Source organism: Ramlibacter lithotrophicus (genome assembly GCF_012184415.1).
In the GTDB taxonomy this organism is placed as follows: Bacteria; Pseudomonadota; Gammaproteobacteria; order Burkholderiales; family Burkholderiaceae_C; genus Ramlibacter; species Ramlibacter lithotrophicus.
On sequence record NZ_VTOX01000001.1, the window covers coordinates 310,436 to 324,420 of the forward strand.

At 71.0% G+C, this 13,985-nt stretch carries 12 protein-coding genes; 8 read left to right on the top strand and 4 right to left on the bottom strand.

Features of this window, described 5'->3' with window-relative positions:
- The first annotated feature begins 43 nt into the window (after nt 1-43).
- The 5 genes from RAMLITH_RS01540 to RAMLITH_RS01560 all read left to right on the top strand — a co-directional run bounded on the left by RAMLITH_RS01540 (nt 44) and on the right by RAMLITH_RS01560 (nt 5,309).
- Entirely contained in the window at nt 44-961 is a 918-nt protein-coding gene (locus RAMLITH_RS01540) for an ABC transporter permease (RefSeq protein WP_168105570.1), read from the top strand.
- Between the two features lie 88 nt (nt 962-1,049).
- Nucleotides 1,050-1,955, top strand: a complete 906-nt coding sequence (locus tag RAMLITH_RS01545) for an ABC transporter permease (protein ID WP_168105571.1) — start codon at nt 1,050-1,052, stop codon at nt 1,953-1,955.
- A 2-nt stretch (nt 1,956-1,957) separates the two neighbouring features.
- On the top strand, nt 1,958-2,944 hold the full coding sequence (locus RAMLITH_RS01550; protein WP_420376881.1) for an ABC transporter ATP-binding protein: 987 nt from the start codon (nt 1,958-1,960) through the stop codon (nt 2,942-2,944).
- The gene (locus RAMLITH_RS01555; protein WP_168105572.1) at nt 2,941-3,906 is read left to right on the top strand and encodes an ABC transporter ATP-binding protein; all 966 of its coding nucleotides are present in this window, start codon (nt 2,941-2,943) and stop codon (nt 3,904-3,906) included. Before RAMLITH_RS01550 ends, RAMLITH_RS01555 begins: the two co-directional genes overlap by 4 nt.
- Nucleotides 3,903-5,309, top strand: a complete 1,407-nt coding sequence (locus RAMLITH_RS01560) for a M20 family metallopeptidase (protein WP_168105573.1) — start codon at nt 3,903-3,905, stop codon at nt 5,307-5,309. The genes RAMLITH_RS01555 and RAMLITH_RS01560 overlap by 4 nt, the downstream gene beginning before the upstream one ends.
- A gap of 477 nt (nt 5,310-5,786) precedes the next feature.
- Here the strand turns inward: RAMLITH_RS01560 and RAMLITH_RS01565 are convergent, their stop codons facing one another.
- From RAMLITH_RS01565 to argA, 4 genes are all read right to left on the bottom strand, one after another.
- Nucleotides 5,787-7,145: an erythromycin esterase family protein gene (locus RAMLITH_RS01565; protein ID WP_168105574.1), complete on the bottom strand. Its 1,359-nt coding sequence runs from the start codon at nt 7,143-7,145 to the stop codon at nt 5,787-5,789.
- A 15-nt stretch (nt 7,146-7,160) separates the two neighbouring features.
- Nucleotides 7,161-7,829, bottom strand: a complete 669-nt coding sequence (locus tag RAMLITH_RS25535; RefSeq protein WP_202883218.1) for a phosphoribosyltransferase — start codon at nt 7,827-7,829, stop codon at nt 7,161-7,163.
- Entirely contained in the window at nt 7,826-8,503 is a 678-nt protein-coding gene (locus RAMLITH_RS01575) for a dienelactone hydrolase family protein (protein ID WP_202883219.1), read from the bottom strand. The genes RAMLITH_RS25535 and RAMLITH_RS01575 overlap by 4 nt, the downstream gene beginning before the upstream one ends.
- 190 nt (nt 8,504-8,693) lie before the next feature.
- Entirely contained in the window at nt 8,694-10,043 is a 1,350-nt protein-coding gene (gene argA / locus RAMLITH_RS01580) for an amino-acid N-acetyltransferase (RefSeq protein ID WP_168105576.1), read from the bottom strand.
- A gap of 97 nt (nt 10,044-10,140) precedes the next feature.
- Between argA and RAMLITH_RS01585 the strand changes: the two genes are divergently transcribed.
- The 3 genes from RAMLITH_RS01585 (at nt 10,141) to RAMLITH_RS26170 (ending at nt 13,951) form a co-directional block, all read left to right on the top strand.
- On the top strand, nt 10,141-11,358 hold the full coding sequence (locus RAMLITH_RS01585; RefSeq protein ID WP_168105577.1) for a diguanylate cyclase: 1,218 nt from the start codon (nt 10,141-10,143) through the stop codon (nt 11,356-11,358).
- Between the two features lie 66 nt (nt 11,359-11,424).
- Complete coding sequence (locus RAMLITH_RS01590; RefSeq protein ID WP_168105578.1) at nt 11,425-12,654, top strand: GGDEF domain-containing protein; 1,230 nt, start codon at nt 11,425-11,427, stop codon at nt 12,652-12,654.
- A gap of 70 nt (nt 12,655-12,724) precedes the next feature.
- Nucleotides 12,725-13,951 (top strand): 7TM diverse intracellular signaling domain-containing protein, encoded by a 1,227-nt coding sequence (locus RAMLITH_RS26170; protein ID WP_337786089.1) that lies wholly within the window; start codon nt 12,725-12,727, stop codon nt 13,949-13,951.
- The last annotated feature ends 34 nt before the right edge of the window (nt 13,952-13,985 follow it).

Here is a 13,985-nt window from a genome sequence, read left to right on the forward strand (position 1 = left end):
CGACGCCGGCCCCGCGCTGGCCGCCCGCGCGGCCTGATCCGCCATGCTGTTCTACATCGTCAAGCGCCTCGGGCTGGCGCTGCTGGTCGCCCTCACGGTGTCCTTCCTCGCCTACATGCTGGTGTTCCTCTCCGGGGACCCGGCACTGGCGCTGGCGGGCGAGGGCGCCCGGCAGGCCGACATCGAGATGGTCCGCAAGACCTATGGCCTGGACCGGCCGATCCCGGTGCAGTACGCCGATTGGCTTGGCAAGCTGGTGCGCGGCAACCTCGGCATGTCGGTCTACTTCAAGACCGAGGTCGGTCCGCTCGTGCTGGACAAGCTCGGCACCACGCTGTGGCTCGGCCTGGCCGCGCTGGGGGTCGCACTCGTGATCTCCGTCCCGCTGGGCGTGCTGGCGGCGATCTACAAGAACAGCTGGATCGACCGCCTGTGCCTTGGCGTCGCCGTGCTGGGCCAGGCCCTGCCGAACTTCTTCTTCGCGCTGCTGCTGATGATGCTGTTCTCGATCACCTGGCGCCTGCTGCCGGTGTCGGGCAGCGGCACCTGGCAGCACTTCGTCATGCCCGCGCTGGCGCTGGGCTATTACGCCGCGCCGGCGTTCATGCGCCTGATCCGGGCCGGCATGATCGAGGTGCTGGGCGCCGACTACATCCGCACCGCGCGGGCCAAGGGCCTGCCGCCGGCCACCGTCGTCTTCAAGCACGCCCTGCGCAACGCGATCGTGCCCGTGGTGGCGCTGGCGGCCGTGCAGCTCGGCTTCCTGCTCGGCGGCTCGGTGGTGATCGAGACCATCTTCGCGCTCGACGGCCTGGGCTACCTCGCCTACCAGAGCATCACCTACAAGGACTTCCCGGTGATGCAGATCATCGTGCTGCTGCTGTCGGTGATCTACGTGCTGCTCACGCTGGCGGCCGACGTCGCCAACGCCTGGCTCGACCCCCGCATCCGCGTCGCCTGAAATATGCGCCCCCACGCTCGTCACTGCGTGTACTCGCTGCCCCCCGAGGGGGCCTCAGCCTCCTTGAGGCGGCTCGGCGGAGGCTGACATGTCCGCACAACTTCCCGCCGTCGCCGTCCTGCCCGAACTCGAGGCCGTGCCCGCACCGCCGGCCGCCTGGCGCCAGCTTCTCTCGAACAAGGCGCTCGTCGTCGGCGGCGGGATCCTGCTGCTGATGATCGTGCTCGCCGTGCTGGCGCCGGTGTTTGCGCCGTACGACCCGTACGTGCAGGACCTCGCCAACCGCACCGTGCCGCCGGTCTGGTACGACCAGGGGGCATGGCTGCATCCGCTGGGCACCGACCAGCTCGGGCGAGACTATCTCTCGCGCCTGATCTACGGCGCCCGCATCTCGCTGCTGATCGGCCTGAGCGTGGCATTGATCTCCGGGCTCATCGGCACGACCATGGGCATGCTGGCAGGGTACTTTGGCGGCAAGACCGACATGGTCGTGTCGTTCCTGGTCACCACGCGGCTGTCGATGCCGGTGATCCTGGTCGCCCTGGCCACCGTGGCGCTGGTCGGCGGCTCGCTGTGGGTCGTGATCCTGGTGCTGGGGCTGTTGAAGTGGGACCGCTTCGCCGTCGTGATGCGCAGCGCCACCCAGCAGGTGCGGTCGCTGGAATACGTGGCGGCCGCGCAGTCGGCGGGCGCGTCCACCACTCGCATCGTGCTGACCGAGGTGCTCCCCAACGTGCTGCCGCACCTGATCGTCATCGCCACGCTGGAAGCCGCGAGCGCGATCCTGCTGGAGGCGTCGCTGTCCTTCCTGGGACTGGGCGTCCAGCCGCCGCTGCCGTCGTGGGGCCTGATGATCTCGGAGGCCAAGGCCTACATGTTCTTCTCGTTCTGGCTGATCGCCATTCCGGGCACGGCGCTGGCGCTGCTGATCTTCGCGATCAACCTGGCCGGGGACGGCCTGCACCAGGTCTTCATCCCGCGCGAGAGGACCTGACCGTGGCCGCCGAAACAGTGCTCGAAGTACAGGGTCTTCACGTCGACATTCCCACGCCGGCCGGCGTGCTGCACCCGGTGCGCGACGTGTCGTTCCAGGTGCGCCGCGGCGAAACGCTGTGCCTGGTCGGCGAGTCCGGGTGCGGCAAGTCCATGACGTCGCTGGCCCTGATGGACCTGTTGCCGCGGGCGGCGACGCGCCGCGCCACCACCTTGCGCTTCCTCGGCGAGGACCTGGCCCAGGCCAGCCGCAAGCGCATCAACGCGCTGCGCGGCGACCGCATGGCGATGATCTTCCAGGAGCCGATGACGGCGCTCAATCCCGCGTACACCATCGGCGAGCAACTGGTCGAGCACTACCGGCACCACCGCGGAGCCGGCCCCGCCGACGCACGAACGCGCGCCGTCGAACTGCTGGAGAAGGTCGGCATTGCCTCGGCGGCCAAGCGCCTCGGACAGTATCCGCACCAGCTCTCCGGCGGCCTGCGCCAGCGGGTGATGATCGCCATGGCGCTGATGTGCGGACCCGAGCTGCTGATCGCCGACGAGCCCAGCACCGCGCTGGACGTGACGATCCAGGCGCAGATCCTGCGGCTGCTGGCCGACCTGCAGAAGGAGCTGGGCATCGCCATGGTGCTGATCACGCACGACCTCGGCGTGGTCGCGCGCATCGCCGACCGCGTGGCCGTGATGTACGCGGGCGAGGTCGTGGAGGAGGGGCCTGCCACCGAGATCTTCGCGACGCCGCGACACCCGTACACGGTGGGGCTGCTCAGCTGCATTCCCGTGCCCGGACGCACGCCGCCGGGCGGCAAGCTGGGCACAATTCCCGGCGTGGTTCCGTCACTGGTGGGCGACTTGCAGGGCTGCTCGTTCCGCGACCGCTGCGCCCACGCGCAGCCGGGCTGTTCGCGCACCATCCCGCTGCGCGAGTCGCCGGCGGGGCAGCAATGGCGCTGCGTGCTGGCGCCTGAGGCGGAGGCGGCATGAGCTCCCTGATCCAGGCCCGAGGGCTGCACCGCACGTTTTCCGTGAACGCCGGCGTGTTCCGCCCGCGCCAGCTGCTGCATGCCGTCAACGGCGTCGACGTCAGCGTCGAGCGTGGCGGCGTGCTGGGCATCGTCGGCGAATCCGGCTGCGGCAAGTCGACGCTGGCGCGAATGCTGCTCGGACTGACGCCCCCCAGCGCCGGCAGCATCTTCCTGGCCGGCGAGGATGTCGCGGGAATGGACCGGCGCGCCCTGGCGCGGCGCGTGCAACCGGTCTTCCAGGACCCGTATTCGTCGCTGAACCCGCGCCGCACCGTCGCCTCGATCGTCGCGTTCCCGCTCGACGTGCACCGCGTGGGCACCAAGGCGCAGCGGCGCCGGCAGGCCATCGAGATGCTGGAGCGCGTCGGGTTGCCGGCGCGCTATGCCGATCTCACGCCGGGCCAGCTCTCCGGCGGCCAGCGGCAGCGTGTCGGCATCGCCCGCGCGCTCGTGATGAAGCCGGAGATCGTGGTCTGCGACGAGCCGACGTCCGCGCTCGACGTCTCGGTGCAGGCGCAGATCCTGAACCTGCTGCTGGACCTGCGCCAGGAGTTCAACCTCACGTACGTCTTCATCAGCCACAACCTGGCCGTCGTCGAGCACATCGCGACGCAGGTCGCGGTGATGTACCTGGGACGCGTGGTCGAATTGGCGGACACCCGGACGCTGTTTCGCGACCCGCAGCATCCCTACACGAAGGCCTTGCTCGCCTCGGTGCTCACGCCCGACACCAGCCTCGGGATTCCGGAGACGGGCCTGGGACTGTCGTTCCCCGATCCGCTCCATCCCCCGGCCGGCTGCCCGTTCCATCCGCGCTGTCCGCAGCGCTTCGCCGGCTGCGACCAGGTGCGGCCGGAACTGCTGGACACCGGCGCCGGCCGGGTTGCCTGCCACCTGTATTCCAACGCCACCAGACAATGAACACTGCCACCAACAGCCGGGACGCCGCCGTCGCCCACGCCCAGCGGGGCTTCGATGCCGGCGAGTTCCGGGCCACGATCGCGCGCCGCGTCGGGATCCCCACGGAGAGCCAGAACCCCGAGCGCGGCCCGGTGCTGCGGCAGTACCTGGAAGCGGAGATGCGGCCGGCCTTCGAGGCGATGGGCTTCACCTGCCGCGTCCTGGAGCAGGCCAAGGCCAAGGCGCCGTTTCTCTTCGCCGAGCGCATCGAGTCGCCAGCCGCCACCACGGTGCTGGGATACGGCCACGGCGACGTGATCCGGGGCCTGGACCGCGAGTGGCACGAGGGCCTCTCGCCCTGGACGCTCACGGACCGCGACGGCCGCTGGTACGGCCGCGGCATCGCCGACAACAAGGGCCAGCACAGCGTCAACATGGAGGCGATGCGCAGTGTGCTGGCCACGCGCGGCAAGCTCGGCTTCAACGCGAAATACCTGATCGAGATGGGCGAGGAGACCGGATCGGAAGGCCTTCGCGAGCTGTGCACCGAACACCGCGACCTGCTGCGCGCGGATCTCCTGATCGCCTCCGACGGCCCCCGCCTCGCGACGGAGCGCCCCACGGTATTCCTCGGTTCGCGCGGCAGCATCAACTTCGACCTGAGCATCGAGGCGCGCGCCGGCGGCCACCACTCCGGCAACTGGGGCGGCCTCATTTCCAACCCGGGGCTGCAGCTGGCCCATGCGATCGCCTCCATCGCGTCGCCCACCGGCCAGATCCGCATCCCGGAGTGGGTGCCCAGCGAACTGCCCGCCTCGGTGCGCCGGGTGCTGGCCGACTGCGAGGTCGACGGCGGCGCCGACGGCCCGGCGGTCGAACCCGGCTGGGGCGAGCCGGGCCTGTCACCGGCCGAGCGCGTCTTCGGCTGGTGCAGCTTCGAGGTGCTGGCGTACAAGACCGGCAATCCCGACACGCCCGTCAACGCGATTCCGCCGCGCGCCTGGGCGCGTTGCCAGTTGCGGTTCGTGGTCGGCATCGACCCGGCGCAGATCCTGCCCGCGCTGCGCCGGCACCTGGACCGCCACGGCTTCCCCATGGTGAAGATCGCCACCACGCGCGAGACGATGTTCACCGCCACGCGCATCGACCCGGACGACGAATGGGTGCAATGGGCGGTGGCTTCGATGGCGCGCACCACCGGCAAGAAGCCCGCGATCCTGCCCAACCTGGGCGGCTCGCTGCCCAACGACATCTTCACCGACGTGCTGGGCCTGCGCACGATCTGGGTGCCGCATTCCTATGCCGGCTGCTCTCAGCATGCCCCCAACGAGCACCTGCCGCCGCAGCTCCTGCGCGAAGCGCTTGGGGTCATGGCGGGGCTGTACTGGGATCTCGGGTCGGGGGACACGCCAGCGCGGGGCTGAGGCTGGCGACGGGCCGAAATTGGCCGGCTGCGCGTAGCCGTGGTTTGCGTCACCTGGCCGCGGTCCTCCCTGGCTGGCATGGCCGGCCGTGCCACCTTGAGTGGCAGGGCCGGCGACCGGGGGTATCGTTCTCCGCTCTTCTCGCGGGCGACCGCCCGGGCACGAATGACCATCGCGTCACCACCGCCGGAGCGCACCTGCGTACGGGCAACCGCCAATGGGTCGCTGCGCCCGACACCCCCGATCACCGGCCTTGGCGGCGCGTCGTGCCGATCCTCGAGGAAGCCACGTGCTCAAGGAAGTTTGCTGGCGCGCGACGGATGCACTGCGGAATGAATCAGTTTGGGGGCGCGGCAGGACGCCACGATGAGGCCGGAGTCCGAGGTACCCCCGGTCGCCGGCCGATGCCACCCACATTCGAGCATAGAACCCGGCCCACGGCACTCACTTCCGCGAGCGGCTGACTGCCACCAAAAACTACACCCCCGACGGATACGTCTCCGGCGGCTCCTCGGTCGCCCAGACCTGGCCCTTGTCGAGCGGCTCGAGGGCCGTGGTCTCGTCGATGTGGATCAAGGCGTCGAACTGGTCGGCCAGGCGCGTCTCGAAGTAGTGGCTGTGGCGCTCGGTCTCGGGCCGGTAGATGACGCCGATGGCGCGTTGCAGCCGGCTCGGCGCCGCGAGCCGGCGCAGTTCCTCGTCGTCGCGCAGGCGCAGCAGGAAGCGTTCGGTGCCCACCTGGTGCAGCACGTCTTCCCAGCTGCCCGGCAAGCCGTCGCGTACCCGCTTGCGCTGGGGCGGCTCGTCCCACTCGGACGCCGCGGTGACCCAGCCGCGGTGGGTGCTGAAGCCGACCAGCACCGCGTCGGCGCCATACCGGTCGCGCACCAGCTGGCCGACGTTCCATTCGCCGCTGTCGCCCATTTCGGTGGCGCTGGCGTCGCCGAGGTGCGAATTGTGGGCCCACACCGCGAAGCGGGGCGCCGTGCCCAGCCCGGTCAGGTGCCGGTCCAGCGCCTGCAAGGTCTCCACCATGTGGCTGTCGCGCAGGTTCCAGGACGAGACGCGGCCGCGGAACATGGTGCGGTAGTACTCCTCGGCGTTGCGAACGAGCCGGGCGTTCTGCTGGGCGAAGAAGGCTTCGTCGCGTTCGAGCCCGCGCGTGGTCTGCATGGCCAGCGCCACCTTGTTCAGCTCGCGCATTTGCTGCACGGCCTCATCCTCGCAACTGGGGGTCAGGCCGTAACTGGCACCGTAGCCATAGGCCTGGCTGTCCTCGCGGGCGTGGTCGAAGCAGGCATAGCGGGCCCGCGCGCGCCGCGCTGCGTCCGGATCGGTGCTGTCCAGGTAGGCCAGCACCGCCTGCATCGAGCTGAACAGGCTGTACAGGTCGATGCCGTAGAAGCCGACCTGGGCATGGCTGCCCCGTGCCGCGTTGTAGTCGCGCAGCCACTCCACGAAGTCGCGCACTTCGGTGTTTCGCCACATCCAGGCTGGAAAGCGCCGGAAGCCCGAGAGCGCGCCCTCGGCGTCGCCATCGTCGGACAGGCCGCGCACGTACCGGTTCACGCGCCAGGCGTCCGGCCAGTCCGCCTCCGCGGCGATCGCGGTGAAGCCTTGCTCGGCGATCAGCCGCTTGGTGATGCGGATGCGCTCGCGGTAGAACTCGTGGGTGCCATGCGAGGCTTCGCCGAGCAGCGCGAAACGGGCGCTGCCGACCACCTGCCGCAGCGCATCATGCTCGTCGTTGTCGCCGGCCAGCGGCACCAGGCCGCGCCGCAATCCGTCCAGCAGTTGCTCGTCCGCGCGCGCCGGGTCCTTGCGAAAGAGGGTCATCGATTCCCCCGGCCGTCAATGCAACGCGGCCGCCTGCTGGCGGCGCGCTTCGTCCAGCAGTTCGTGCACCTCCTGGTCAGTCGCCTGCGGGAAGTCGCGATACCACAGCCCGACTGCGCGGAAAAGGTCCGGCATGGCAGGACATACCAGGTCGTCGGCCTCCTGGCGCAGGGACCGGCAGGTCTCCGGCGCCCCGACCGGCACCGCGATCGCCAGGTGGGCCGGGCGCTGGCGGCGGATCGCCGTCACCGCCGCCCGCATCGTCGATCCGGTCGCCAGGCCGTCGTCGACCACGATCACGGTGCGGCCGCGCACGTCGATGGCCGGCCGGTCGCCGCGGTACAGCCGCTCCCGCCGCGCCAGTTCGGCCTCCTCGCGCTCGAGCACGCGCGCGACGGCGTCCGGCGGGGCGTCCATGCCCGGCAGCGGGCTCATCACGCGCACGCCGCCGCTGGCGATGGCGCCCATCGCGTATTCCTCGTGGCCGGGATGGCCGAGCTTGCGGACGATGAAGACGTCCAGCGGCGCTTCCAGCGCGTGGGCGACCTCGAAGCCGACGGCGACGCCGCCGCGCGGCAAGGCCAGCACCAGCAGCCCGTTGCGTCCGCGGTAGTGCCCCAGCGCCTGCGCCAGCACGAGGCCGGCCTCGCGCCGGTCGCGATACGGCAGGCGGATGTCGCTCATGCCGACTGCTCCACCCTGGCCATGTGTTCGCTGAACCAGGCGGCGGCGAGTTCCGCTACCTGCTCGAGCGTTCCCGGCTCCTCGAACAGGTGGGTCGCGCCGGGCACCACGGCCAGCCGCTTTTCGCACTGCATGCGCGCCAACGCCTCGCGGTTCAGGTCCAGGACGGTGCCATCGGCGCCGCCGACGATCAGCAGCGTGGGCGCTGTGACGGCGGCCAGTGCCGCCGGGCCGGCGAGGTCGGGCCGGCCGCCGCGCGAAACCAGGGCCCGGATGCGGTGGCCGAGCCGCGCCGCCGCGATCAGCGCCGCCGCGCTGCCGGTGCTGGCGCCGAAGTAGCCGACCGGCAGGTCGCGCAGCTCCGGCTGGGCCTGCACCCAGGCCGTCGCGTCCTGCATGCGGCCGGTGAGCAGGGGAATGTCGAAGCGGTGCTCGCGCGTGTGCACGTCCACCTGCTCCTCCTGGGCCGTGAGCAGGTCGAACAGCAGGGTGGCGATCGCCGCGCGCTGCAGGTGCGAGGCTACTTGCCGGTTGCGCGCGCTGTGGCGTCCGCTGCCGCTGCCGTGGGCGAACAGCACCAGCCCGGTGGCGCCGGCGGGCACGCAGAGGTCGCCATACAGCCAGGCTGCGCCGGCGGGAATGCGGACTTCGCGGGTGGCGGGAGTGTTGCTCATCATGGTCACCGTGCCTCCAAGCTAGGCGCTCGCGCCCGCCGTGGCTGTCGGATCATGTCCATTCCCGTGTAGGAATGAGTCCCGGCGCGGGGCGCGCCGCCGGAGTGGCTCTGACAGTAGGCGCCGGCCGGGTCCCTGCCTTGACGCCGGTCAAGCCGCCATGCGCGCGTCGAGTGCCGGCCCGAGGGCCTCAGGCCAGCTTCTTGACGAACACCAGGCTCTTGCGGTCCCAGTTGTACTTGCGCTTGCGCGCCTCGGGCAGCCAGTCGGGATCGACCTGCACGAAGCCGCGCTTGAGGAACCAGTGCATGGTGCGCGTCGTGAGCACGAAGATGCTCTCCAGGCCCATCGCGCGGGCCCGCTGCTCGACGCGCTTGAGGACCTTCTCGCCGTCGCCCTGGCCCTGCACCTGCGGCGACACCGTGAGCGCCGCCATCTCGCCCGTCTTCGCCTCCGGGTACGGATACAGCGCCGCGCAGGCGAAGATCACGCCGTCGTGTTCGATGATGCTGTAGTTGGCGATGTCGCGCTCGATCTCGGTGCGGCTGCGCGTGACCAGCGTCCCGTCCTTCTCGAACGGCTCGATCAGCTGCAGGATGCCGCCCACGTCGTCGGAAGTCGCCTCGCGCAGGTTCTCCAGCTTCTCGTCGACCACCATGGTGCCGATGCCGTCGTGCACGTAGATCTCCAGCAGCAGCGAGCCGTCGGTCGCGAACGGCACGATGTGGCTGCGCTCCACGCCCGCCTTGCATGCCTTGACGCAATGCTGCAGGTAGAACGCGGTGTCGGTCGGATGCTGCGCTCCGGGCAGGCGGGCCAGCAGTTCCTCGGCGGCCGCCAGCGGCAGTTCGGTGTCGATCGGGTTGTCGTCGCCTTCGGGTTCGTCGGGCCGCACCCGCACGCCCGGGATCTCCGCCAGGAAGATCAGCTTGTCGGCCTGCAGGGCGATGGCGACGCTGGTCGCCACTTCCTCCATCGTCAGGTTGAACGCTTCCCCGGTCGGCGAGAAGCCGAAGGGCGACAGCAGCACCATCGCGCCGAAGTCGAGCGCGCGAGCGATGCCGGCGACGTCCACCTTGCGCACCATGCCAGAGTGCTGGAAGTCCACGCCGTCCAGGACGCCGATGGGGCGCGCGGTGATGAAGTTGCCCGAGATGATCCGGACGGTGGAACCGGCCATCGGGGTGTTGGGCAGGCCCTGGCTGAAGGCGGCCTCGATCTCGTAGCGCAGCTGGCCGGCGGCCTCCTGCGCGCTGTCGAGGGTCACTTCGTCGGTGATGCGCATGCCGTGCGAGAACCGCGAGGCGTGGCCCTTGGCCTTGAGCTGCTCGTTGACCTGCGGCCGGAAACCGTGCACCAGCACGATCCTGACGCCCATGCTCTGGATCAGGGCGAGGTCCTGCGCGATGTGCTGCAGCTTCCCGGCGGCAATCGCCTCGCCCGCGACGCCGACCACGAAGGTCTTGCCCCGGTGCATGTGGATGTAGGGCGCCACCGACCGGAACCAGGGCACGAAAGTGAAGTGGAAGACCGTGGACATTCGGCGGCGGCAGGCGGGCGTGAGGGCGAGCGCAAAGTGTAAGGGATCGCCCAGGCGGGCGATTGCGTCGCGGCCCGCGGACGGGTATGGTCGCCGCATGCATCCGCTGGCCATCGGCTTCTGGGGAGCCTTCTTCGGCGCCGTCGGTCTGATGCTGCTCGGTGCGGCCGCCGCGTTCGCGCAGGCGCACCGCCGCGTCGCCCTCTCCGCGGCGCTCGCCGCGGTCGTTTCGGCGCTGTTCGTCGTCACCTGCCTGGGCTGGCTGCCGATCGACCACCCGGTCGCCGAAGCCAGGCTCGCAGCCCACGTCGGCATCTTCACGGCCCTGGTGCTCTGGGTGATGCTGATGCTCGACCTGGGCCTGCTGCGCGAGCGCCGCGCGCGGCGGCGGCTCCTGCTGCTCGCCGGCATGGCGGCGCTCGCGGCAGCCAGCGTCGTCTGGTGGCTGACGCCGCGCGATGGCGTGATCTACGGCACCTTCCTGGCATTTGCCGCCGGCCTCGGCGCGTTGCCGGTCGCGGTGGTCACCGCGAGGCACGGCGACCGCATCGCGTGGTTCGGCGTGCTGGCGATTGCCTCGATGCTGCTTGGACTGGTGGGCTGCATCTGGATCGTGCTCGACCGCCACGCCGTCCCTTGGCAGACCCATGCCTCCGCCGCGCTGGCGGGCATCGCGTACGTGATCTCGGTCGGCGTGATGCTGTGGCAGCGCTACTCGTTCCTGATCGAGCTGCGCGAGGCACAGGCCCAGGGGCCGCGCTACGACCCCATCACCCGCATGCAGTCGAACGCGGCCACCGGGCACATGCTGGCGCAGGCGTTCGGGCGGCAGCAGCAGGCGCGGCCGGTGGTGCTGATCGCGGTGAGCATCGGCAACCTGTACGCCCTGGAGAACCTGCACGGACGCGCCGCGCTCAATCACGCCCTGTTCATCTGCGCCAGCCGGTTGCGCCGGTGCGTGCCGGCGGGCATCGACATGAGCCGCCTGTTCGACGACGGCTTCCTGCTGGTCTCGCGCAATGCGCGGGACCTCGAGCGCTTCTACCGCCTCGGGCACCTGCTGGCCAGGCGGCTCTCGCGGCCCCTCCATCTCGCGACCGCCGGCGCCGGCGATCCCGGCCCGCAGGAGCCGTCGCCCTGGGTCGCGCAGGTGGGCGTCGGCGTGCTCGCGACCATCGCGCTCGCCAATCCGGCCGCCGTGGTGGGCAAGGTGCGCGACATGTCGCGCACGGCGTGGACCTTTCCGAGCCGGGTGGCCTGGCATGACCAGTCCTCGGGACGGATCACGGAAGTGCCGGACCTGGACACGGCCTGAGGGGGCGCCGGCAACACCCGCCGCGTCCTTGTTGCCATGGCGAGGCTTGCGGGGTAAGGTCGGCCCATGCATGTGCTGGCGGTGGGCTTCTGGGGGGCGTTCTTCGGCACGGTGGCACTGATGCTCGCCGGCGGCCTCGTCGCCTACGCCCAGTCGCACCGCAGCGTCGCGCTGGCCGCCGGGATGACGGGCGTGCTCTCCACCGTGTTCGTCGCCAGCTACCTGCGCCTGCTGCCGCTCGCGGACCCGGCGCGCGAGGCGCGGATCATGGCCGCAGCCGCCATCGTCAGCGCCAGCCTGCTGCGGCTGATGCTGCTGCTCGACCTGCGGCTGTTGCGCGAGCGCCGGCGCCGCAGCCGCATCCTCGCGGCGGCCGCGGCGATCGCGGCGGGGGGCGTCGTCGCCACCTGGTTCGTCGGTCCGTTCGAAGCGCTGGTGATCGGCACCACGGTCACCCTCGCACTCAGCGCGGACGTGCTGGTGCGGGCGCTGCGCAGCGCGCTGGAGGGCGACCGGCAGGCGTGGCTCGCCGTGTTCGCCCTCGTGTGCATGCTGATCGCGATCGCCGGCCTGAGCTGGATCGCCTTTGCCGGGACCAGCGTCGCCTGGCCGGTGCATGCGGCCAGCGCGGTGGCCGCCATGTGCTACCTGTGCGGGATCGGGGCCATGGTCTGGTCGCGCTATTCGTACCTGCTGGAACTGCGCGAGGTGCTGGCGCAGGGGCCGCGCTACGACCCGATCACCCGCATGCCCTCCAACGCGGCGATCGTGCAGCTGGTGGCGCAGAAGTTCCAGCGCCAGCAGCACCAGGGGGCGTCGCGGCCGGTGGTGCTGATGGCGATCTCGGTCGGGAACTTCTATGCCCTGGAGAACCTGCACGGGCGCGCGTCGCTGAACCACGCGCTGTTCGTCTGCGCCAGCCGGCTGCGCCGCTGCGTGCCGGCCGACGTCGCGATGGGGCGCCTGTTCGAAGACTGTTTTCTGCTCGTCTCGCGCAACGCGCGTGACCTCGACGGGCTGGTGCGCCTGGGCCGCACCGTCGCCGAGCGCCTCTCGCGGCCGGTCACGCTGCGCACGGCGGCCGGCGACGATGGCTCCGAGGAAGGCCAGGCCGAGTGGGCGGCGCAGGTCGGCGTCGGCCTGCTGGCCACGACCGGACACGCCCAGCCGGCGGTCGCGCTGGCAACCGTGCGCGACATGTCGCGCACCGCCTGGAGCTTCGCCAGCCGTGTCGCGTGGTACGACCAGGCATCCGAGCGGATCGCGGAGGTGCCGGCGGTGGACTCCCAGCGATGAGGCTCGACGTCGCCACCGGTGCGGCCCGCCCGCCGTGGACGGCCGGCCCGCGCGCCGCCATGATGCAGCTGTGAACACGGCGACGATCAGCTTCTTCTGGGGCGCCTTCTTCGGGACGGTGACCCTGATGCTCGCGGGCGCGCTGGCCGCGTTCGCGCAGTCGCACCACCGGGTCGCGCTCGCGGCCGCCCTCTCCGCGCTCGTCTCGGGCCTGTTCGTCGTGGGCTACCTCGGCTGGCTGCCCATCGCCGACCCCGACCACGAGGCGCGCCTGCTTGCGCACATCGGCATCTTCAGTGCGACGATGCTGGGCCTCATGCTGCTGGGCGAGCTCGGGCTGCTGCGCGAACGCGACAGCCGCCGCCGGGTGTTCGCGGCGATGCTGGCGACGGCCGCCGCCGCGGTCGCCGCCAGCTGGATGGTGGCGCCGAGGCAGGCGCTGGTCTTGAGTTCGGTCATGGCGATCACGGTTGCGGTCACCGGATTGCTGATCGGCATCCGCAGCGCCCAGCGCGGCGACCGGCTGGCCTGGCTCGCGGTCTTCTCGGTCGCCAGCATGCTGGTGTCGCTGGGCGGCGTGGTCTGGATCGCGCTGGACCGCCGCGGCGTCCCGTGGCCGGTGCACGCGGCCAGCGCCGTCGCCGGCATGGCCTACCTCACCGCCATCGGGGCGATGCTGTGGCAGCGCTACTCCTACCTGATCGAATTGCGCGAGGTGCGCTCCCAGGGGCCGCGCTACGACCCGATCACGCGCATGCAGTCGAGTGCGGCCACGGGCCACATGGTGACCCAGGCCTTCCAGCACCAGGCGCACCACCCGACCCGGCCGGTGCTGCTCATTGCCGTTTCGATCGGCAATCTCTACGCGCTGGAGAACCTGCATGGCCGCGCCGCGCTGAACCATGCGCTGTTCGTCTGCGCGAGCCGGCTGCGCCGCTGCGCGCCGGGGGACATGGAGGTCGGGCGGCTGTTCGACGACGGGTTCCTGCTCGTTTCGCGCGACGCGCGCGAGCTGGAACGGCTGGTGAAACTGGGCCGGCTGCTGGCCCGGCGGCTGTCCCAGCCGCTCACGCTGGCCATCAGCGACGGCAGTCCGCAGGCCCAGGAGCGCCGCACGGAGTGGGTGGCCCAGATCGGCGTCGGGGTGCTCGCCACCACCGTCCATGCCCAGCCGACCGTGGCGATCGGCAAGGTCCGCGACATGTCGCGCACCGCGTGGAGCTTCGCCAGCCGCGTTGCCTGGCACGACCAGGCGTCCGACATGATCGCCGAGCTGCCGGCCTCCGACACGCGCTGAGGCCGCGCGGCGGGGCGCCAGCGCCGATAATCAC

Bases quoted from the DNA above. Each gene is read 5' to 3' on its own strand.
- RAMLITH_RS01540 (WP_168105570.1), top strand. From the start codon at position 44: ATGCTGTTCTACATCGTCAAGCGCCTCGGGCTGGCGCTGCTGGTCGCC.
- RAMLITH_RS01545 (WP_168105571.1), top strand. From the start codon at position 1,050: ATGTCCGCACAACTTCCCGCCGTCGCCGTCCTGCCCGAACTCGAGGCC.
- RAMLITH_RS01555 (WP_168105572.1), top strand. From the start codon at position 2,941: ATGAGCTCCCTGATCCAGGCCCGAGGGCTGCACCGCACGTTTTCCGTG.
- RAMLITH_RS01560 (WP_168105573.1), top strand. From the start codon at position 3,903: ATGAACACTGCCACCAACAGCCGGGACGCCGCCGTCGCCCACGCCCAG.
- RAMLITH_RS01565 (WP_168105574.1), bottom strand. From the start codon at position 7,145: ATGACCCTCTTTCGCAAGGACCCGGCGCGCGCGGACGAGCAACTGCTG.
- RAMLITH_RS25535 (WP_202883218.1), bottom strand. From the start codon at position 7,829: ATGAGCGACATCCGCCTGCCGTATCGCGACCGGCGCGAGGCCGGCCTC.
- RAMLITH_RS01575 (WP_202883219.1), bottom strand. From the start codon at position 8,503: ATGAGCAACACTCCCGCCACCCGCGAAGTCCGCATTCCCGCCGGCGCA.
- argA (WP_168105576.1), bottom strand. From the start codon at position 10,043: ATGTCCACGGTCTTCCACTTCACTTTCGTGCCCTGGTTCCGGTCGGTG.
- RAMLITH_RS01585 (WP_168105577.1), top strand. From the start codon at position 10,141: ATGCATCCGCTGGCCATCGGCTTCTGGGGAGCCTTCTTCGGCGCCGTC.
- RAMLITH_RS01590 (WP_168105578.1), top strand. From the start codon at position 11,425: ATGCATGTGCTGGCGGTGGGCTTCTGGGGGGCGTTCTTCGGCACGGTG.